Origin of the sequence: Marinilactibacillus sp. 15R (genome assembly GCF_001895285.1) — a bacterium.
Taxonomy (GTDB): domain Bacteria; phylum Bacillota; class Bacilli; order Lactobacillales; family Carnobacteriaceae_A; genus Marinilactibacillus; species Marinilactibacillus piezotolerans.
Map to the genome: position 1 here is coordinate 2,370,300 of NZ_CP017761.1, position 20,794 is coordinate 2,391,093.

The 20,794-nt window shown below is 31.9% G+C and carries 17 protein-coding genes; 1 reads left to right on the plus strand and 16 read right to left on the minus strand.

Annotation, left to right across the window (positions count from 1 at the left end):
- Positions 1-2: 2 nt before the first annotated feature.
- The 16 genes from BKP56_RS11650 to BKP56_RS11725 all read right to left on the minus strand — a co-directional run bounded on the left by BKP56_RS11650 (position 3) and on the right by BKP56_RS11725 (position 19,643).
- Complete coding sequence (locus BKP56_RS11650) at positions 3-893, minus strand: glycosyltransferase family 2 protein (RefSeq protein WP_442914820.1); 891 nt, start codon at positions 891-893, stop codon at positions 3-5.
- A 142-nt stretch (positions 894-1,035) separates the two neighbouring features.
- Positions 1,036-2,073, minus strand: coding sequence for a glycosyltransferase family 2 protein (locus tag BKP56_RS11655; RefSeq protein ID WP_072695235.1), 1,038 nt, complete (start codon positions 2,071-2,073; stop codon positions 1,036-1,038).
- A 102-nt stretch (positions 2,074-2,175) separates the two neighbouring features.
- Positions 2,176-3,237, minus strand: a complete 1,062-nt coding sequence (locus tag BKP56_RS11660; protein WP_072695236.1) for an N-acetylneuraminate synthase family protein — start codon at positions 3,235-3,237, stop codon at positions 2,176-2,178.
- A 13-nt stretch (positions 3,238-3,250) separates the two neighbouring features.
- Positions 3,251-4,882: a UDP-2,4-diacetamido-2,4,6-trideoxy-beta-L-altropyranose hydrolase gene (gene pseG, locus BKP56_RS11665; protein WP_072695237.1), complete on the minus strand. Its 1,632-nt coding sequence runs from the start codon at positions 4,880-4,882 to the stop codon at positions 3,251-3,253.
- Between the two features lie 73 nt (positions 4,883-4,955).
- Positions 4,956-6,362 carry a Coenzyme F420 hydrogenase/dehydrogenase, beta subunit C-terminal domain gene (locus BKP56_RS11670; protein ID WP_072695238.1) on the minus strand — a complete coding sequence of 469 codons (1,407 nt, stop codon included), beginning with the start codon at positions 6,360-6,362 and terminating at the stop codon, positions 4,956-4,958.
- 41 nt (positions 6,363-6,403) lie between these two features.
- A complete protein-coding gene (locus BKP56_RS11675) occupies positions 6,404-7,915 on the minus strand; it encodes an oligosaccharide flippase family protein (RefSeq protein ID WP_232226882.1) in 1,512 nt (503 codons plus the stop codon).
- A gap of 64 nt (positions 7,916-7,979) precedes the next feature.
- Positions 7,980-8,993, minus strand: a complete 1,014-nt coding sequence (locus BKP56_RS11680) for a glycosyltransferase family 2 protein (protein WP_072695240.1) — start codon at positions 8,991-8,993, stop codon at positions 7,980-7,982.
- A 68-nt stretch (positions 8,994-9,061) separates the two neighbouring features.
- Positions 9,062-10,180, minus strand: coding sequence for a polysaccharide pyruvyl transferase family protein (locus BKP56_RS11685; RefSeq protein WP_072695241.1), 1,119 nt, complete (start codon positions 10,178-10,180; stop codon positions 9,062-9,064).
- A 31-nt stretch (positions 10,181-10,211) separates the two neighbouring features.
- Positions 10,212-11,423 (minus strand): hypothetical protein, encoded by a 1,212-nt coding sequence (locus tag BKP56_RS11690; RefSeq protein WP_072695242.1) that lies wholly within the window; start codon positions 11,421-11,423, stop codon positions 10,212-10,214.
- Positions 11,424-11,454: 31 nt separating this feature from the next.
- The gene (locus tag BKP56_RS11695; protein WP_072695243.1) at positions 11,455-12,834 is read right to left on the minus strand and encodes a sugar transferase; all 1,380 of its coding nucleotides are present in this window, start codon (positions 12,832-12,834) and stop codon (positions 11,455-11,457) included.
- Between the two features lie 24 nt (positions 12,835-12,858).
- Positions 12,859-13,977, minus strand: a complete 1,119-nt coding sequence (gene wecB / locus BKP56_RS11700; RefSeq protein WP_072695244.1) for a non-hydrolyzing UDP-N-acetylglucosamine 2-epimerase — start codon at positions 13,975-13,977, stop codon at positions 12,859-12,861.
- A gap of 144 nt (positions 13,978-14,121) precedes the next feature.
- Positions 14,122-15,060 (minus strand): glycosyltransferase family 2 protein, encoded by a 939-nt coding sequence (locus BKP56_RS11705; RefSeq protein ID WP_072695245.1) that lies wholly within the window; start codon positions 15,058-15,060, stop codon positions 14,122-14,124.
- Between the two features lie 10 nt (positions 15,061-15,070).
- Positions 15,071-16,510, minus strand: a complete 1,440-nt coding sequence (locus BKP56_RS11710; RefSeq protein WP_072695246.1) for a lipopolysaccharide biosynthesis protein — start codon at positions 16,508-16,510, stop codon at positions 15,071-15,073.
- Between the two features lie 40 nt (positions 16,511-16,550).
- Entirely contained in the window at positions 16,551-17,606 is a 1,056-nt protein-coding gene (locus BKP56_RS11715) for a glycosyltransferase family 2 protein (protein WP_072695247.1), read from the minus strand.
- Positions 17,607-17,926: 320 nt separating this feature from the next.
- Positions 17,927-19,042, minus strand: coding sequence for an MFS transporter (locus BKP56_RS11720; protein ID WP_072695248.1), 1,116 nt, complete (start codon positions 19,040-19,042; stop codon positions 17,927-17,929).
- A 73-nt stretch (positions 19,043-19,115) separates the two neighbouring features.
- On the minus strand, positions 19,116-19,643 hold the full coding sequence (locus BKP56_RS11725; protein WP_072695250.1) for a TetR/AcrR family transcriptional regulator: 528 nt from the start codon (positions 19,641-19,643) through the stop codon (positions 19,116-19,118).
- A gap of 80 nt (positions 19,644-19,723) precedes the next feature.
- Here BKP56_RS11725 and galE point away from each other — a divergent pair, with 80 nt between their 5' ends.
- Positions 19,724-20,734: a UDP-glucose 4-epimerase GalE gene (galE, locus tag BKP56_RS11730; protein WP_072695253.1), complete on the plus strand. Its 1,011-nt coding sequence runs from the start codon at positions 19,724-19,726 to the stop codon at positions 20,732-20,734.
- Positions 20,735-20,794: the final 60 nt, after the last annotated feature.

A 20,794-nucleotide genomic window follows, 5' to 3' on the forward strand; every position in this document is an offset into this window, starting at 1 on the left:
TCCTATTTACCTAAATAAAATTTGTATAACTTACCATACAAAAATAAGTTAGACTGGAGTAATTTTAATGCGATTAATTTCGGTTTAGGTATCTTTTTACTATTTTTTATAAGACTTCTAAATTTTCTAATGTCTTTTTTTAAGATTTTATAATATTCTACAGTTGTTTCTGATTTTTCAGATAATGATAGTTTATACCCAGTAGATAGAAATCCATCTAAAAGTTTCTCTGTTGCGCTCGACAATAATTCTGGAAACTCTTTTTCTATTTTCTCTAATAATATGACTCTCTGCAAAACATTGTCATATTGCTTAGGATTAAATGCAGCATTCACTATACTTTCGCTGTTCTCAATATAGTTGTAGCCTATATACTCAGAAAACTGTATTTGTTTGGCTTTCTTTACTATTTCATATGACGGTACAATGTCTTCATATAAATATCCTTCAGGATACCTTACACCATCAAATAAAGTGCGTAAATAGATTTTATTCCATGCATAAAAATCTGCTCCTTTAAACTCAAATAAGTTTTTTAAAGCAGCGCTTTGACTTTTTGTAGTTTTTTCTATACTGTCCAAATATCTGACAGTTTTATTATTTATGCGTCTGACATTAAAAACAAATAAGTCAGTTTCCGCTTCTTTGTTTTTAATAAAGTGAGAAATTATATCCGTTTCATAGTAATCATCACTATCTATAAACATAATATACTTTCTTGAAGCATTGTCGAGACCATAGTTCCGAGCAGAAGATAATCCTCCATTTTCTTTATGAAGAACAATAACTCTATTATCTTTTTGTGCTAACTCATCACAAATTTCTCCACTTTTATCTGTAGATCCATCGTTAACTAGTATTAATTCAAAATCTTTATAGGATTGATTGATCACACTCTCAACCGCTCTAACCAGCGTTTTTTGAACATTATAAACCGGCATGACTATACTTATCATTAAATCACCATTTTCTAATTAACTTATTTCTTATTACCAATTCTATTGAATTTTTAACAGTAGATTCTAAATAGAGCACTTAAAAGTTTCCTTTTAGTTTTTCAATCATTTTAGGAGAAAGATTACTGACACTATATAAGATATATGATAGTAAATACATTACTAAACTAGAACGCATATTAAACGTCATTGCCAGAACTTTTCTAATCAATGTATTTCTTTTACTTGTGTTTGCAGCCTGTAATACATGTTCATTGTGTAGAATATTATTAATATAAGTGTTTTTCTCTTTGAATGATTTACCACTAATAGAATGGACAGGTATGATACTGGATAGCACTCCTTTTAGAAAGAGAGCACTGAACCCATCAATATCTTTTGGTGCTAATTTAATACAGGCTAAATAAAATTCAACAAAAGTACTGAATTTATTCTCAAAAAATTTATTCGTTAGGCTTTCTTTTCCTTCAAAAAAATAATCATAGAGTACTTTCTCTGTTGTAACGACTTTTTGAACTTGGCTAAAAAATGCTAAGTTGAATAATCGATCTTCACAACTTTTATAATTTGGAAATCTAATGTGTTGTTTTTTGACAATATCTAATCTATAAACTTTATTCCAGACTACATACATCAACTGTTTTTCCATCAAAGAAAATAAAGAATCAATAAAAGACTCATTAGTTTCATAGACTGTATCTGATACCTTAGTAATCTTTTCACTAACAATGTCTCCATCATCAAGAACTTTAATAGAATAAGAGGTGATTAATAGATCAGGTTGTGACTGTTGTAATAAATTATATCTCTCTTCTAATGTATTATTTCTTAAAATATCATCTGCATCTGCAAAAATTAAGTATTCTCCGTTCGAATGATCGATGCCAATGTTTCTTGCAGAACCTGGTCCTCCATTCATAGTGTTTATTATACAAAAGTGAGGTTTATCTGTGATAAATCCATTTATTATTTCTTTTGATTCATCAACAGAACCGTCATTAACTAAAATCACTTCAAAATTATTAAAAGTCTGAACATCTAATGATTCTAATGTTGCGATAATCGTTTTTTCAGCATTATATACAGGTATTACAATACTAAAGAATGGCTTTTTCATCATTTACTCCAATTCTTAAAAAGTGTTCTCAAAAGAAAAGCATCTCAAAACTGCAGCATCTAAAGAATTCTAAAAATGCTTATAGCTTGAGATGCAATATCTTTAATCTAATAAATCATATACGAGAATCGTATCTTCTTCAATTAAATCTTTTGCTTTTTTACCTATAACTGAAGATAATTCAGAAGGTGTTATACCTAAGCCAGGGCGCTTGAATGTTATCATTTCTCTGGTAATACTTGTACCCGCAGGTATTTTTTGATTAGCTACAATTGAGCGACGAGCATTCTTTCTTGCAGCTTCTTGCGTATCAAGATTAAGTTCTTTGTTTCCCCGAATTTTAATTTGAAATTCTAGTGCTTTTTTCAACTTTTTCATATCTTCAGGATCCATAGCATGGTAATGATCATTACCGGCTAAAGATTTATCTAAAGTATAATGTTTTTCAATTACAGGAGCCCCTAATGCAACTGCAGTTTTAACAACGTCCATAAATTCATCAGGTTTTGTGTGATCAGAGTAACCAACTACAAGATCTGGAAATTCTTCTTTTAACAGTTTAATTACTTCCAAGTTGGCATGTTCATAAGGTGTTGGATATTCTAACACACAATGCAACAATACAATATCGTTATTTCCAGTATTCTTAATTGTTTCAATGGCTGTTTTGATTTCATCAAGAGTTGAAGCTCCTGCAGATAACAACACAGGTTTACCCTTTTTAGCTTGGTGCTCAATAAATGGTAAATTAGTTAAATCTGAAGAAGATATTTTATAAATATTCATCATTTCATTAAGATAGTCAGCTGACTCAAAATCAAAAGCAGTACTAAAAAATTCAATTCCTAAATCATTACAATAAAGGGATAATTCTTTATATTCTTCATATCCAAAAGAATCGAATTTTTTGAATAGTTCATATTGAGAAGTTGTAGATTCTTCTGATGTATCCCAATATGAGGGTGAAAATTTAGAGGCTATTGTTCCTGCTTTATAAGTTTGAAACTTTACTGCATCCATTCCTGATTCTTTTGCTTTATCTATCATTAGTTTTGCGGCTTCCATAGGAGTAATATTTTCTTTTTTTGCAATATCATAATAATTTACTCCTATTTCTCCAATTACATAGTACCCTTGTTCTCTTGTTTTTTCAAAAATCCCCATTTTACTCGCTCCTTTAATTTAAAATAATTTGTAATACTCTTTTTAATCCATTTTTTAAATCTTTCAACTTCATTTGATCATGCATCTGTTGTCTTACTTGTTCTGATTTTATTAACCACTCTAAAGTATCTTTAACAGTTTCTTCCTCGATATATTCACCTAATCCAAGATTTATAAACCCATTATTTAAATAACCAAATTCATGTTTTAACTCTCTTTGATTTTGGGCTAACAGTATAGTTGGCACACCCATGGACGCTAGCTCTAACATCGTTCTGCCTTGAGAAGATAATGCTATATCAGCATTTCTCATGTATTCTGTCATTACCTTTACATCTCGAATAACGTTTATGTTTAAGCTTGATTTTTTCGCTAGGTTTTTCAAGTCATTATAATGTGGGTATCCAGGCCCCACGATAAAATTGAATTGAATATTTTGATAACCAAAATTACTTTGAATAGCATTAAACACTTTTAAAGTTAAATTACTAGGATCTGCTCCTCCGAAAATGACTAATACGTTTTTAACTACTTCGTTAAAAACGCTAGATTCACTTAGTAAAAATTCATCTCTAATAATATAATAGTCACTCCCCCAAAAATAGTGATCTCCATTTCTCTGAGGAGCATATAAGTCATTAATGACAATATCAGCTGAATCTGCTCCATCACCTAAATCTTCAAAATTAATTACTCGTACATTTAATTTTTTTAAGTAAGTCACGTAATCTTTGGTTGTATTCAATATATCATTAATTATAATATCAATTTTCTGACTACTAATTAATTTTCCAATTTCTTTATTACTTTTAATGATTGTAAAAGGAAAATGACTATTTTTTATTTTCTCTATTCCTAAATCTGATTTTTCACTGAGAACAAATTGAACGTTATGATCGATCAAATTATAAGCTAGCGCTAATCCCCTATAAATATGACCTAAACCAATTCCAGAGTAACCATCAACTCTAATCAAAATATTTTTTTTGGTTAATTGTTTTTCAGCAATCCACCAATCAGCGGGTGTATCAATATCTATAGATTGTGATTCCGGTACTTCAAAAACAGATACATTCTTTCCAATACGACTAGTTGGTTTCATACATTCTGCTTTAGTAATCAAGAAGGCTCCAGTTTCTACATACCTTTTAGGTAAATACTGGCGATTTAATCTTTCTTTATACCCTGGAGTAAATCCCCCTTCTTTTGACTGTTCCCAATGAAGATGAGGCTGATTCACAGTACTGATTATTGTATCATAATTATTTATTATACACTCCGTAATAGCATTATCTAAAATGTCTACTGTTAACAGCGGAGATGTAGCTTGCAGAGTGATAACGTAATCATATTCTTTATTTTTCTGTTTGCTCATTTTTATAAACGCATCATAAATCACTGGATCCAGTGTTATTTCATCGCTGGACAATTCTTCAGTTCTTTTAACAACCATAGCTCCATATTTTATAGCTACTTTTTCAATTTCAAAATCATCTGTAGAAACACAAACATCAACAGAAAATTCACTCTTTAGAGCATTTGTTATTGCATAGCTTATAAGTGGGTTTCCTGCCAAAAACCGCACATTTTTACGAGGAATCCCCTTAGAGCCTCCCCTTGCTGGGATAACAGCTAGTATATTCATTTAATAAACTCCTTTAATAGATGCTCATTATACATCATACTACAAACAAGCTTTTATTAACCAGACCATTTCTCTATTTTCTAGTTATTTTTTTTAAAATACTTTTAAGACCTTTTTCTCTAAGGCTAATTAATTGATATAAACGAGTATATTTACTATCATATTCTTTCATTTTGCTGGTAAACAATTCGATATTATCATTTTCTATAGCATTTTTAAAGAAGACATGGCTATCAGTAGACATTATTTCTCTCAAGTCCTGAACTTTTTTTCTTAAAATTGATAAGTCGTTAGATGCAGTAATTCTTTTTTTAGGGTGCCATATATTATTTTTATCCTTCTTATATAATCTATATGGTAACTCGTCTAAAGTATGTTTGTAGTGAGAGCTCTGAGATTTTATAATAGTATCTTCATCTAAAATATCCAATCTCAACTTTTTAGTTTCAATTCCTTCATTAATTAAAGCTTGAATACCATTATCTCTAACGATAATAATATTGTTGCCTAAATTATCTTTAACATATTCGGGTAACCAAGCATCACCTATTGTTATATCCGCAGTTTCATTCATTACATCATCCGTAAAATCTGAAGCTTTACTTTTAAAAAAACCTTGCCCCCAATTTTGGCCTAACAGTTCGTTCGTACTTTTTGTAATCGTTTTTACTTCCCCATCTACTAGTCCTGTCATTTCAACAGCATATTTATTAGCAGCCCCATAATTAAGTTTTTTTCTAAAATCGATTGCTATTAAATTTCCCGGTTTTATTCCTACTTGCCATCCCATATAATCTGCAAATTTACTACTCTTTTGATGTCCACAAACTAAACCTATAGTATACTTAATCCTATCGGCTATTACTTCGTCCTGTTGAGCTAATAATCTAATTGCCATTATAAAACTAGGAATTCCAACGATTGCATATTTTCCTGGCTGATTTTTCACTTTTTTTAATACTTCTGAGAATTCCACGGGATAATACTTAGTCTTTGCTCCTTCTCGGATTTCTTCAATATTATATGAAATATCATACTTGAAGAGTGGCGCTTGAGCTCCACCGTTTGTAGCTTTAACATGAATAACTCCATCAATCATTTTTTTTTCAAACAATTCTTTTAAGATCCAAGTTCCCATGCCGCCGGAACTAGCTAGACTACGGTAATCTGCTTCTGCTACGTGTCCAGCATATAGATTTGTATAATAACCAATTTTTTCTCTATATTTAATATTTTTTGTTTGGCTAAATATTTTTTTCGCTATAGTGTCTTCATTATAGCTTGAGAACATTGGGGAAACTTCAGTAATTTTTCTAGCTTCTTCTTCAGTTACTTTATCTATATCTTGAATGAATTCTTTATATTCTCCATACTCATTCATCTTCATTTCTATATTTGAACTAATAACAGCAGTAGCTCCACTGCCTTCGCTATAATCATTATTCAACACTTTAGATTGATATTCTTCAATTAATTTCATCGAATCCCTTCTTTTCTGTGTTTTAGAGGTTAATTATATGACTATCGATTTAGAATTTTTGTGGCTAAATTTTTAACTGGTGATATGATTAAATTCTTTTCGTACTGATTCATACCCATTAACCATACTGAGATCCCATAAATTACTAAATATGCCAAGGCGCTTAGTAAGAATGGAATAATCTTATATAAGTCAATGTAATATACCATAACTGTTCCAGCAATAAATGGAATAATTAAAGACGGTATAAATTTTATAATTTCTTTCCAAAAATATATAACATCTAAACCTACTTTATTATGATAATACCAATTCATTAAAAATCCATTTCCAACAAGCAGAGATAGAGCCGTTCCAAGTGCTGCTCCTATACCGCCATATTGACTAGCTAATGGAATAGATATAAGAACATTTAAAACTGCTATGATTAAATAAGTCCAAGATCTAAACTGATGCATATTTTTAGCTTGTTGAATTTCAATTCCAATATTCTGGATTAAAGGAATAGTTATAGGAAGAATCAATAGCAATGCAATGTAATATGATTGAATATAATCTTTTCCAGCCCACATACTTATAAATGATTTCCCAAAAAATACTAATCCCGACCCACCAAGAGCTAAAATCAAGAACTGAATCCGCCCTATTTTTGTAAATAAATTAGTTAATTCAGTATTATCATTTGTAGTTGATACTATAGTGTTTACCCTCGGAATAAACATTCTAGATATAGTGGTTGACAACACTTTGTAATAATTATTTAGTTGTCCAGCAAGTCCATATATAGCTACGCTGACGGTTCCAAAGAATCTACCTAGAATGAACTTATCCAAATTCCAATTAATCTGATCGATAACCATATTCATAAATATATAAGAAGAAAAAACTGTCATTTCTTTTACTAAAGAAATATCTAACTCTTTAAATGCAAATTTCATATTAATTTTTTTAAAACTGAAAACTGCGTAAGAAACTTCAACAAATATACTAAGCAAAGTTGCTGCTGTTACAATTCCTATGGATCCGTATCCTAGGAGTAAAATTGGTAAAGTTAATAATGGATTAGCAATTACTCTAATTGTTTCAATAAATTTCTGAAATATAAATTCTTCGTTAGCTGTAATATATGAAGTGAAAACTACATTTGGAAATGAAATCCCCATATTAATAGCCATTAAAATAAGTAAAATTTTTGCTGTAGAAAGCTCACTAATAGTTAACTCGGATCCAAAAACTAGCCTTGCGTTAAGAGCTAAAATCGTCCCTGCTACAACCGCAACAAATCCAATAATGGAGAACACAATAAGGAATATTCCATTTAACTTCGCTATATTTTCTTCATCATTTTTCACCTTATATCTTAAATAATATCGAATATATGCACTACCAAATCCAAAATTTAGTAACCCTAAATAAGCTACTACCGAAGACACTAGATTGTACAATCCGTATTCGCTTTGTCCTAGTAGTCTTAACATAACAGGAGTATATACTATTGAAATAAGATTACCTAAAATTAGTGAAACAAAAGATAAGACTGTTCCAACTTTCAACTGATTTCTTCTCATGTTAATTTATTCTCGCTTCCTTGTCATTGAGCTTGCATATAGTATTCACTTAAAAATAACTAGGTTGTGAGTTACGATTCTTCCATTTTTTAATGTAATAATACAATTTAGAAGTTAACTTTGAACCCATTATTAATAGTGGTAGCCCTTTTAATAGAGTTTTTTTACGTTTGCTCTTTTTAATAATATTTTTTTCCTGATTGACCTTTGAATGGAATAAATTCATATCTATTTTAGCAGGAACAAATTGGCTAGAGAATTCAATAAAAGTATTAATAAATCGCTCAGATATTTCATTATAGAAATATTGTTTAAATATACTATCTTCTTCAGCGTCAGCTATACAGATCCATGTCTGATAAATATTTAGTACGTCAAGTGATTTTTTAATTGATGGAGTATTGACTAATGACCCTGGCCTCCTAGCTCTATAATGATAATAAGCATTATCATTACTAGCACATATTTCAGCACTTAAAATACAATTCATCATCCATTCTACATCTTCACTATACATATGTGGTTTAAAAAAAAGCTTATGCTTTAATAAAAATTTCCTCTTGAAAAGACCTCGTACTCCTAATCGAATAAATCCAATTTCATCTATTATTGCTACAAATGCATTTTTACCAGATTTATTAGCTACTACTTCATTTTCAACTATGAACTCGTCTTCTTTTAATTTTGTCTCTCCATCAAAAAACATTGACATGCGTCCAAGAACTAAGTCACAATTTGGTACTTGTTCTACTAAATTCATATGAGATTTGAGAGTTTCCTTATGAATCCAATCGTCTCCATCTACAAAATACAAGTAATCACCAGAAGCTTCTTGAATACCTCTATTTCTAGTTAAAGATATCCCTTCATTTTCTTTAGTAATTACACGAATTCTATTATCATTTTTCGAATAGTCATTTATAATAGATAAACTCCTGTCTGTTGAACCATCATCTATTATTAATAATTCAAAATCACTATAAGTTTGTACCAGTATGCTATCAATACATTGCTCAATATAATTTTCAAGGTTATAAACTGGTACTATTACACTTAGTTTCAATTCGATTCTCCTAATCTAAAGAAGGCTATAATTTAATATAAATCTAAAGAGAAATTACAATGATCTACTTAAGACATTGATTTTTTTATATAGTCAGTATATTTTTTTTGTTCTATAGCTAGTATGTCTCCTATATGAGAAGTATCAATATCAAAAATTTCATCATGTGTTTTAGTTAAACATTGTACTTCATGTCGATCACTCAATTTGAATTTTTTTAATAAAGTATCAATTCTCGAACTCATTTTTAACGTGCTATTTTCAATTCTATCAAAAACTACAAAAGGCTTTTCAAATATAATTGAGAAAATTGAACCATGAAATGAATCTGTACAAAATAAACTAGCATTATTAATAAGATATAAAAATTCTGAAGGATCAATAGAATAATATCTTTTTGATCTTGTAATATTGTGTAATTCAACAATTTCCAAATCATTTTCTTTTGCTATTTTATTTAAAAATTCCTGATTTTGTTCGCTTAAAGATCCTAAATAATAAGTTAAAATATACTTTCTATTTGGAACTACTTGAGGCTTTTCAGCAATTTCTAACCACTCCTGTTTATTTAACATCAATGTAGGATCAATTAAAACCTCAGCCTCTCGTCCAGTTAACCTTTTTATAATCTCATAACCCGCTTCTTCTCTTACAGAAAGACTATTCATTTCATTTATCATTTTTATATATTTTTTTTGGTATTCATTAGGAATTTTTGCTATACCGAAACTAGGAGATAAAGCAATCCTTTTTTCTGGATAAGCGAATGTAAGAAAGTCAATACCAGAACCTTTTCTATAATTCGGATTCCAAACCTGGTCGCTTCCTGTAACAAAATAATCAAATTGTTCATTAATGTCGTCTGGAATACTATCTTCAGATATTGTATAAGAAGTTTCAGCTATATAATCTTTGGTAAACTGAACAAATTTATTATATCTTTCATCTTTAATATTTGAAAATTTTTTATTTTCTCTACGCTTACTAATAATTTTAGGAAGATCAGTAATCTTTAGAGACTTTAATTTATCACTAAAAGATTTTTCGATTTGATTTCCTACTCTACTTTTAATAGTGGTTACTTCAAATCCCGAATTTTTCAACACTTCTTGTGTAGCATAATTTTGTAGTCTGTTACCGTAATTCCCATAATCAGTTATTGTAAGTATTCCGACTTTTTTATTCATCACTATCTCCTTATACCTAATTAAATAATTGTTAAGTTTTAGACAAATCATTTTTAAATCTATTGAATGTTTGCTTATCAAATAATATTCCATATAAGATTATCATCATTACTAAAAACCAAAAAGCTGGTGATAAATATCCACCCTTAGAGAAATTCATAGCTATGAAGAAAATACCCAACGGAAAATTCACACTGACTAAAGCAAGTGAAACCCCCGCAAATAAGATTAACCCTACAGAGCCGAATTCTGAGATCATATAAGCATAGTTGTGCCAAACTACCGGTGTATGACCGATCCCATTTCCTAACCATATATTATTTTCATTAACATATTTCCAACTATCTTTTAATCTTTCATTCACAGAAGGTTCTTTCCCTTGAAGAATCAGTATTGTTCGATCAATAATTGTTGTATGAATCGTTTCTTGGAAAACAAAGTAAATGATGACTAGAATAAATATTGGAATCAATAGCTTCCAATCGAATTGAATTTTTTTGAAATCTATCTTGCTAATAAAAGCCATTATTAATATCAATATTAATATCGCGATGGCACTATAAGAAAAAGTAGTTACTACAAAAAAAGCTAGAAGTAAATTGTAAAAGTAGTTTACTTTAAAGTTGAATTTATTGAAAAAATTAACTGCAAGAATAGTATTTATATAGTAGCCCATATGGGCTGGTTCATAAAAAATACTCAATGTTCTAACATAAAAAGTATCTGTTGAAAATAAATATCCATCGAGCCTAGTGAATTTCCAAAAAAATTCATAAGGAAGTAAACCATCAGAGTAAATCGCAATGGTTATATATATCCCTATTAACCCAATGATTATAGCTATTTTATTGTTCCAGAGTAAGAATTCTTTCTCGAGCTTATATTTACGAATGTAAGTAAGAAAGATTCCTAGTACAATAATATAGAAAGTGAATTTTATTATTCCATACAGCCCTATTTTAAAATCAAAGTTTTCATTAAAATTCATGCTTAAAAAACTATGCAGGAGCAGCAATACTATAGGAATACTCATCCATTTAATATAACTAGGTTTTATATAAGAATTTTTAATTAACAATATCAAAACTACAGTAGGAACTATCAGTAGTTCCGTTAACGAAAATGCTCCTATAATCCAATCACTAAACACAAAAATTCCAGCTATTAGAATGAGTAAGAATGAGTCAATATTGTCTGGAACAGTGCCCTTTTTAATTGATGATAATTTAACTAGTTTATTCATACTTCACTTCCTACCCTGTAATAACATAATATTATCTCAAAACTTCAATTGTTTCTGGGATCTCTTCCAATACTACTTCTTCATCTAACCCCTTAGAAGAAACCTTATCAAACAGAATTTTAATTGTTTGCAGTAGAATTTTGATATCAAGAATGAATGAATACTTTTTGATATAAACTAAATCAAAGTTTAATTTACTATTAAAGTCTGTTGCATATTTTCCGTAAACTTGTGCATAACCTGTTATACCTGCTCTCACATTGTGACGCAAGTAGTAATAAGGATTCTCTTCATTGAATTGGTCAACAAAGAATGGTCTTTCCGGTCTGGGACCGACTAATGACATATCTCCCTTTAATACATTAATCAACTGAGGTAATTCATCAATTCTTAAAGAACGTAAATATTTCCCGATCGTCGTAACCCTTGCATCGTTTGCTGTAGCTAGGACAGGTCCAGAATCTTTTTCCGCTGTAGCACTCATTGTGCGGAATTTCAATATGTTAAATTCTCGCTGATCTTTAGTTATTCTAATTTGTTTATAAAAAACAGGTCCTTTTGATGTTGCCTTAATGAGAAGCGCTGTAATCAGCATAATTGGTGATGCGATAACCGTGAGTACTAATGAAACAGCAATATCTACCATTCTTTTAATTAAGTCATCTTCCGGAGGAATCTGGAAATTCGACACCTCAATGACACTTTCATCTTCAATACTCATCATGTTAGGATTAACCAATATCATATTTTCAAAGCTAGTATTCAAAAACAGCTTAGTCTTGTTTCTGATCAACATATCATAGATTTTAGTTTTCTCTTCATCTCTGATATGCCCGGCTAGATAAACAATATCAACGGAATCCATATGGTTTTTTATGTTTTCATAAAAATCATCAACCACTGCTTTTGTAATTACATGTCTTTTGTTTTTAGAACTTTCAAAGTTATGGATAGCTTTTTTACAGTTTTTTTCGGAACCGACTACCATAACTTTTTTTGTTCCGTCAATTCGTTCGTATAATTTAAAGATTAACATTCGCCATAAGAATAGTAATACTGTACTAACAATAAAACTTATTAGGATAATTGTTCTAGGAAACGCAAACCACCTACCTACAAAAGTCATTGCCATTATAATTACAGACATTAGTAACTGTATAATAATCGTTAAATATAAGAAGTCTGTTTTCTGTTTATTATATAATATATATATCCCAAATAAGATATTTAACAGGATAAAACCCATATATATAAATATATCCGCATCTTTAAAAGCTTGATAATTTCTTTCTGGTAATTCCCAATTATATCTCAGTAAAAAAGAAAGTAGAATAGCAAAATGATAAATAATAACGTCAACTATTCCAATTATAATTTTTTTCGTTCGGTCAAAACCACTTGATTGTCCCATTGTGAAACCTCCTAGAAACATGCTTTAATTATTACTAAAGTAATCATGAATTTTTTTTACTATTTTTCTGCTTGCTGTGCCATCTCCATAAGGATTAGCAGCCTTGGACATTTTATCGTATAACTTTTGATTATTCAACAAATCATTTATTGACTGGAAGACCATTCCTTGTTCTGTACCGATCACTTTAAGTGTACCAGCTTCTAGCCCTTCAGGGCGCTCTGTTTTGTCTCGTAAAACAAGGACTGGAATATCAAAAGCAGGTGCTTCTTCTTGTAGTCCACCAGAATCAGTTAATACTAAATAGGCCCTAGACATTACTTTATGGAATAAATCAACTTCTAATGGTTCCACTAATAAGATTCTATCATGATCTTCCAATAGTTCCTTTGCAATTCCTTGGACAACTGGGCTTAAATGTACCGGCATCACAACTGCAGCATCTTCATGTTCATCAATGATTTCTCTGACTGCTCTAAATACGTTTTTCATCGGTTCGCCATGGTTTTCTCTTCTATGCATAGTCAATAGAATCCATTTTTTGTCAGCTGTCATTTTATCCAGTAAGGGATGTTTTACTTCTAAAGTTTTTGTATGAGCTATTGCATCAATTGCTGTATTTCCAGTTACATAAATTTTAGCTTCTGGTTTATTCTCGTTGAGCAGATTTTTTTTAGTTAGTTCAGTTGGTACAAAGAACATATCAGCTATATTATCAATCAACTGGCGATTCGCTTCTTCAGGAAAAGGGAAGTATTTGTCATATGTCCTTAGCCCTGCTTCTACATGTCCAATTGGTATTTGCTGATAATAAGCTGCTAAAGCTGCCGCAAAACTTGTGGTTGTATCTCCATGTACCAAAACCATATCAGGAAGTTCTTTTAAAAAGATCTCTTCCAAACCTTTCATTACATTGATCGTAATATCAGATAGTGACTGATTCTTTTTCATAACATCTAAATCGTATGTAGGCTCGATTTCAAATACTTTGAGTACTTGATCAAGCATTTCACGATGTTGTGCTGTAACAATTACTTGAGTCTCAAATATATTACTGTTTTTCTCTAATTCTTTTATTACAGGTGACATTTTAATCGCTTCAGGTCGAGTACCGAATATTACTGCAATTTTTTTTCTGTCCATTAAATTAAACGTCCTTTTACAATTTAAGTGTAAAACTTAGTCTCTCTTACTATGAAGACACATACTTTGTTCTATGAAAACATTCAACATGTATTTTACCATAAAAAAAACCTAAAAAGATATGAAGTTTTTATTAAACTCCTTTTACTTATTAGGTCCTTTTAGATATTTTGTTCTTAATCTTGAAATTTTTATTCTAAATCTGTCTTTTGCTGTAATAGATTCTATATTTTTTAATTGTTTTTTGAGAGCTGGTTCGACTGGACTTTGAACTAAGCCATTGTAAATAGACAACAATTGTCTCTTTAAAAAGTCTTTCTGCTGCTCATTATACCGTGATGAGGTATAATCTTCTTCCATTAATTTAAAGATTTTAAGATAGGACTCAAAAGATCGCTGTTTATGGTGCGGCGTACTTGCTGTCATAGTCGAAGCTGCTCTGTATCTACGGTGATAATAGAATCGATTGATATAAGCCATTTTTTTAGTGTGCAAGAACACTAGGGTTGAGAAATATTCATCTTCATGAAGAATGCCTTCTGGAAATTTAATTCCATTTTCAGTCAGTAGAGACTTTTTTACTAGATATAAGCAAGGTGAAGCAGAATAGGATTTTTGAATTTTAGGCAAGACATTTGGCGAGATATAAATTTTGTTTTCTTCTAATACTTCAGAGAAATCATAATCGCCCAGTTGTTTCGGAGTCGCCCCGCCGTCAAAAAATGATTGTCCATTAAATCTTACTATTTCAGCCTGAGTTTCAATCGCTTTATGCACTAACCCACTGACCGCTTCAGGTTCAATCCAGTCATCTGAATCTAAAAAAAGAATATATTCGCCTGCAGCTAGATTCATCCCCTGATTACGAACTGCGCCTTGACCTTGATTAACCGAATTGAGCGTAATGCTAGCTTTATCTTTAAACTGCTTCAGCAGATAAGGTGTTGCATCCGTTGACCCGTCATCGATCAGAATTACTTCTACATTAGGATAGGTTTGATTTAGAATCGATTCGACACTTTCTTCAACATATCTTTCGACATTATAAGTCGGCACGATAATGGATACTAAAGGTTCTTTCATACAGATCTCCTTACTTATCTACTAATTGTTTATTCCCTTTTAATTCAGCTTTTATCCGTTTAAATTCTCCTGTAATAAACAATCCAATAATCCAGATGACCAAAAAGATACTCCCTTTAATCAGTAAGTTGAAGAAAGGAGCAAAAGGAAATACCGGTAAGAAATAAAATACTACAAGCTGCATTACAGCTAAAATAACCGGATTGATCATAACTTTAGCAAATTCCAATAAATTTGAATGGAATAGCTTGACCATTAGGAGGTAGTTCGCTTGAATAAAGTTTAGTGAAAATGCAATAACCAAGAATAAGGCTACATATTCAATTCTACCCAGTAAAATACCAGTAATAATTCCGGTAATGTTTAGTATAGTAGATAAAATCCCGGAAAGTAAAAGTAAATCTGTTCGGTTTCCCGATTGAAAGACTCCTCCGGTTGAAGATAGAATCATTTGAATCCATACAGATAACGCTAATATCTGCAGTGAAGGAACACTTCCATACCAGTCATTCCCAAATAAAAATAGAATGACATCTTCAGAAGAGAAAAACAAGAATACTGATAATGGTATACCAATTAGCGCTAATAAATTGGAAAGCCTTAAGTAGACTTGTTTAATTTTTTCCGTTTGATCAACGTAGTCTGACATGATTGGATGAATAACTGATGTGATCAGACTAGTCAAGACTTGATTAGGATACAATGAAACAGTGTAGGCTTTATCATAATACCCCAAAGCACTTTGCGAGATAGTCCCTCCAATAAGTAAATTATCTAAGTTTCTAGAAAAATAATTTATGAAATTAAATAAGAACTGATTTTTTGAAAAATAATAAATTTTCTTTAATGGTGCTGTATCCAATTTAAATTTCACGCTTGTCCCAGTTTTAACATAAAAAACAAAAAATAATGTCATTGCTTTAGCTGTGTTTCCTAAGATGATGGAATAATAACTGAATCCTAACAAGGCAAGTACAATCGATACAATACCGGATACGATTGCGCTCCCGACAGTTGTGAAATTAACCATTCTGAAATTCTTTTCTCTAAGTAAGAGAGATTGAGGCACAACTAGTACCCCATAAAAGAATACACTTATCCCAAGCACCATGCTCAAAGGAATAAAAACTGCATTATCATAAATCCAGCTGATCGGATAGCCTAGAAAAACAAATAAAATACCTAAAGCAATTGAGAGATATAAGCTGAAACCGAATATCGAATTAATTTCTGATCGTTTCAACTCTTTATTTTGGATAATTGCTGGTCCGATTCCAATATCGGCAAGAAGCTGGAAGAATATCAGGAATACATTGACGGTTGCCACAATTCCATATTCATCGGGAGACAAGATTCTGGATAGGACTGCTTGGACACCTAATTGTACTGCAACTACTGCATATTTCCCCATTGCGGTATATAATATGCCTTTTTTAAATTGTTCAAACATCCTTTATTGTCTCCTAGCTTTTTAAAATCTTATTTTCAAATTACGACGTGAAAAATCGTTTCATTTTACTGAAGAGTTTTCCATAATTATTGGCTGATGCATTCCGCTTTTCCATTAACTGGATTGCCATGAGATATTTACCTTTTTGAATACGCTGATGTAATAGATAACGAAATGGATTAGATTCTTTGCGGTCTTGTTGAATCACATAATGTTTGATATTCTCTTCTTCACAAATCGTTTTGATCCATTCGACTTTTTCTTCTTCTGTCATAGGACAATCTGGATGGGCGATATTAGCTAGTTCTAAGTATACTGGATTCCAGAATTCCCGCTTCAATAAATCATTAAATTCTATTTCCATTCCCCAATGTTCAACCAGTTTTTTGAATTCCAAAGCAATATTCAACTCCATCATAAATCGGTCATCTCGGTAGCGATTGACAGCTGATCCATCATGCGTGACATAGTGATAGTAAGCTTTACGGTTGAACGCAACATCTTTGATTTCTTTATAGACGTTGATGTTAAATAAAGCATCTTGTCCTAATTTCTGATTCGTAAATCTGATTTTATGCTCTATCAGATATTGTCTACGATATAGTTTATTCCACAGTGAATAGGGTGAAAAGTGATAGAAGTTTCTGAAGTGTTTACGAAATCCTTCTTGGGTATAAAAGTGTGGTTGTCTAGGCAGAAGTATTTCTAGATCTTCTGGCTTTCCTTCTACTTCTCTCGTATAACCAAAAACGACTACATCAGCTTTTTTTTCCTCAGCCAGTCTGACATTATCAGCTAGAAGAGTTGGGCTGAAATAATCATCTGGATCGGCAAAATATATATATTTCCCTTTAGCTTTTCTTAATCCTGCGTTTCTTGCCATACCTGAACCTTGATTTTTTTGATGAATGACTTGGATCAGTAAAGGTTCTTCTTCGGCAAAATGATCACAAATTGCTCCTGAATCATCTGTAGACCCGTCGTTAACTAAAATTAATTCGAAGTCCATTTTCGTCTGATTCAAGGCAGACTGAATAGCCCTCGGCAAATGAGCTGAGACGTTATAAACTGGCATAATGATGGATACTTCAAACATAATAACGAAACTCCTAACCATAGACATATTTTTCTAATGTGTTTATCTAATTTATTATAACACAGCATGTCTTATCAATTATAAAAATTCAATAAAAATTCTTAACAAAATAAAGTAAGCTGGCGTCATTTGAAAAGTCCGCTAACTTGCCATATTTTAAATATTTTGGTTTAACCAGAATGAAAACGAACACATCAGTACAAGGTGTAGATTTTTTTAGAATTGATTGTTTCAGTTCTTTATTTACCCGTTATTATTTTTAGTGCTTTTACTATTCAGTTCATCTTCCCTTATTCGCTTTTTCATTAGGGTTAAAGAGGCTACTTTTTGACTGGAACAAGCAAAGCTGCCAGACCAAAAACGGCAAACACACTAAAGGTAAATGGATAAGAAATCATTTCGATCATCATTCCAGCTACACTGGATCCTATCGTCTGTCCGATTCCTAAACAGAAAAAGGCTAGGCTCACTCCGACAAATGGTGTATCAGAAAATCTTTTGGTTCCCCAAACCAATAAAAGTCCTGTTATCGCAATATAGGCTATTCCAAAAAAGATTGAAGCAGCATAGATCATCACTCTAGATGGGAAAACAATCAGAACGATGGATAGAATAAGCAATAACAAAAATACTCGAAATGAAAATTTCAATCCTTTGAGTACAATCACTTTCCCTACGATTCCTCCAGCTATTCCTGCAATCCCCATCAATACCCAGAATAAAACACTCTCTTGATTAGAAAATCCATGTTCTGCAGTAAGATAACTTCTAGAAAATGTCCAGAACACAGAACTGCTGAATCCAACAATCATGGAGCCTATAATGATTCGAAGACCATTTTTTATAATTTTCTGAAATGCTGGTATCCTTTTTTCTGAACTTTCCTGACTGGTATCTGGATTTGGTATAACCATTGAATTCCAGATCAGAGTAGCAAAAGCAAGTAAGGCAAAGAATAGAAAAGCATTCCTCCAATATTCTGCAAAGAATAAAGCAATAGGACCGGAAATTATGATCCCAAAAGTTGTTCCGCTATTTATCCAGCTATTTCCTTGATCTTTCTGGTCTTCTTGAAATGAAATATCAACTACTTTGCTGAAGGCTGGTGAACTCCAGCCACTTCCTAGTCCTGCAGTAAACATGCTTACTCCAAGTAGAAAATAATTTACTGATAGAGCTATACCTAATAATCCTATTACTGCACTCAGTCCAGCTAGTTGCGTGACTTTTAGCGGTCCAAATTTATCAATAAAGATATTTGAACAAATCAAAGCTATGGAGTATGAGATATACCCAAGCGTTCCTATTAGTCCTGCTTCACTCTCTGAGAGATTAAGAGAGTCTGAAATATAAGGTAAAAACAGTCCATAACTAAATCTGGCAAAAGCATAGTTTACTGCAATCATTGCCGTTCCCGGAGCTATTAATTTAAACATGTTACACCTCTTCTTTATATAGAACGATCATTCTATTTTATTTTTAAAAATAAGTTGAAATATCTTCACTCGATCACTTGCTGAAAAGCAACCTTAACGTTTCAACTAGTTCTTCTTCTACCCTTTGAACCTCAATTGTTTCTGCTAAAGCTGTAGCCCCTTCGATCTGGATAGCTAATCGCATCGCTTCTTGTTCTGAAAACCCAAGTCTTTTATAAAAAGAAAGCATGCTCCTTTTGTGCGTATCGACTCGGTTTGTAATATCTTGGTTGATTTGGCCGTATTCTTCTTTTGCTCGTAAAAATAGACATCCATTTGAATTACCTTTTAACCAATTCATATGTGCAAGAGCAATAGTGCGTGCTGTTTTATACTTAGAACGCTTAGCCTCATCATTAAGATAGCTTTTAAGATAATCTAAATATCTTATTTCCCGTTGATCTAAAATTTTGACGATCAATTTCTCTTTCGATCCAAAATGATTATACAAGGTCATGATAGAAACATTCGCTTGCGATACGACTTTCTTTATCCCTACCGCATGAAATCCGTGCTGATAGAATAAAGACTCTGCATGATCTAATTTGATTCTTTCATGCATCCATTCTTGGAATGTGTTAAAATGAGCTGGAAGTTATAGAAATCACAATCATTATACATAAAAATAGAAGGAGCGATTTTATGGCTATTTTAGTAACTGGCGGTGCTGGGTATATTGGTTCTCACACTGTTATCGAGCTGTTGAATGAAGGTCGTGAGGTTGTCATAGTTGATGACTATTCTAACTCAAAACCTGAAGTGCTGAACCGTATCAAAGAATTATCAGGAAAAGATTTTGTATTTCATGAGGTAGACATTACAGATAAGGATGCTTTGAAAGAAGTATTCAAGCAGCATGATCTTGAAGCGGTTATTCACTTTGCCGGATATAAAGCTGTTGGTGAATCTGTGGCTAAACCGCTTATGTATTACCGTAATAATTTGAATGGAACAATTGCCTTGATGGAATTGATGAATGAATTTGATGTAAAAAATATGGTTTTCAGTTCCAGTGCGACAGTTTATGGTATGAATAATGAGGCACCTTTTACTGAAGATATGCCCTTATCTACGACAAATCCTTACGGAACGACTAAATTATTCATCGAACAGTTTATCCAGGATCAAGTAGCTGCTGATCCTTCCTGGAGTGCAGCACTGCTTCGTTATTTCAATCCAATCGGTGCCCACGAATCAGGGCGTATCGGTGAAGATCCTAATGATATTCCAAATAACTTGATGCCTTACATTACACAAGTTGCGGTAGGCAAGCTCGAAAAACTTTCTGTATATGGAGACGACTATGATACACCTGACGGTACTGGGGTAAGAGATTACATCCACGTTGTCGATCTAGCAAAAGGTCACATCAAAGCCCTTGAAAGTGTACTTGAAACCAGAGGTGTTGAAGCGTATAACTTAGGAACAGGCGTTGGTTACTCTGTGCTTGATGTAGTAAAAGCGTTTGAAGCAGCGAACAATGTCGAGATCCCTTACCAAATTGTTGACCGCAGACCTGGAGATATTGGAACCAGCTACGCTGATGCAACTAAAGCGCATAAAGTACTTGAGTGGGCAGCCGAACTGGGTATTGAAGACATGTGCCGCGACTCATGGAACTGGCAGAAATCTAATCCCAACGGATACGCATAAAATAAACTAATGAAAAATTTAAAAGGTAGCTGACTGAATATAACCATCAGTCCGCTACCT

Coding starts and splice junctions, on each gene's coding strand:
- pseG (WP_072695237.1), bottom strand. CDS start 4,882: ATGAATATACTAGCTGTTATCCCAGCAAGGGGAGGCTCTAAGGGGATT.
- BKP56_RS11655 (WP_072695235.1), bottom strand. CDS start 2,073: ATGAAAAAGCCATTCTTTAGTATTGTAATACCTGTATATAATGCTGAA.
- BKP56_RS11660 (WP_072695236.1), bottom strand. CDS start 3,237: ATGGGGATTTTTGAAAAAACAAGAGAACAAGGGTACTATGTAATTGGA.
- BKP56_RS11710 (WP_072695246.1), bottom strand. CDS start 16,510: ATGTTTGAACAATTTAAAAAAGGCATATTATATACCGCAATGGGGAAA.
- BKP56_RS11690 (WP_072695242.1), bottom strand. CDS start 11,423: ATGAATAAACTAGTTAAATTATCATCAATTAAAAAGGGCACTGTTCCA.
- BKP56_RS11725 (WP_072695250.1), bottom strand. CDS start 19,643: ATGCATGAAAGAATCAAATTAGATCATGCAGAGTCTTTATTCTATCAG.
- BKP56_RS11670 (WP_072695238.1), bottom strand. CDS start 6,362: ATGAAATTAATTGAAGAATATCAATCTAAAGTGTTGAATAATGATTAT.
- BKP56_RS11715 (WP_072695247.1), bottom strand. CDS start 17,606: ATGTTTGAAGTATCCATCATTATGCCAGTTTATAACGTCTCAGCTCAT.
- BKP56_RS11720 (WP_072695248.1), bottom strand. CDS start 19,042: ATGTTTAAATTAATAGCTCCGGGAACGGCAATGATTGCAGTAAACTAT.
- galE (WP_072695253.1), top strand. CDS start 19,724: ATGGCTATTTTAGTAACTGGCGGTGCTGGGTATATTGGTTCTCACACT.
- BKP56_RS11685 (WP_072695241.1), bottom strand. CDS start 10,180: ATGAATAAAAAAGTCGGAATACTTACAATAACTGATTATGGGAATTAC.
- BKP56_RS11695 (WP_072695243.1), bottom strand. CDS start 12,834: ATGGGACAATCAAGTGGTTTTGACCGAACGAAAAAAATTATAATTGGA.
- BKP56_RS11705 (WP_072695245.1), bottom strand. CDS start 15,060: ATGAAAGAACCTTTAGTATCCATTATCGTGCCGACTTATAATGTCGAA.
- wecB (WP_072695244.1), bottom strand. CDS start 13,977: ATGGACAGAAAAAAAATTGCAGTAATATTCGGTACTCGACCTGAAGCG.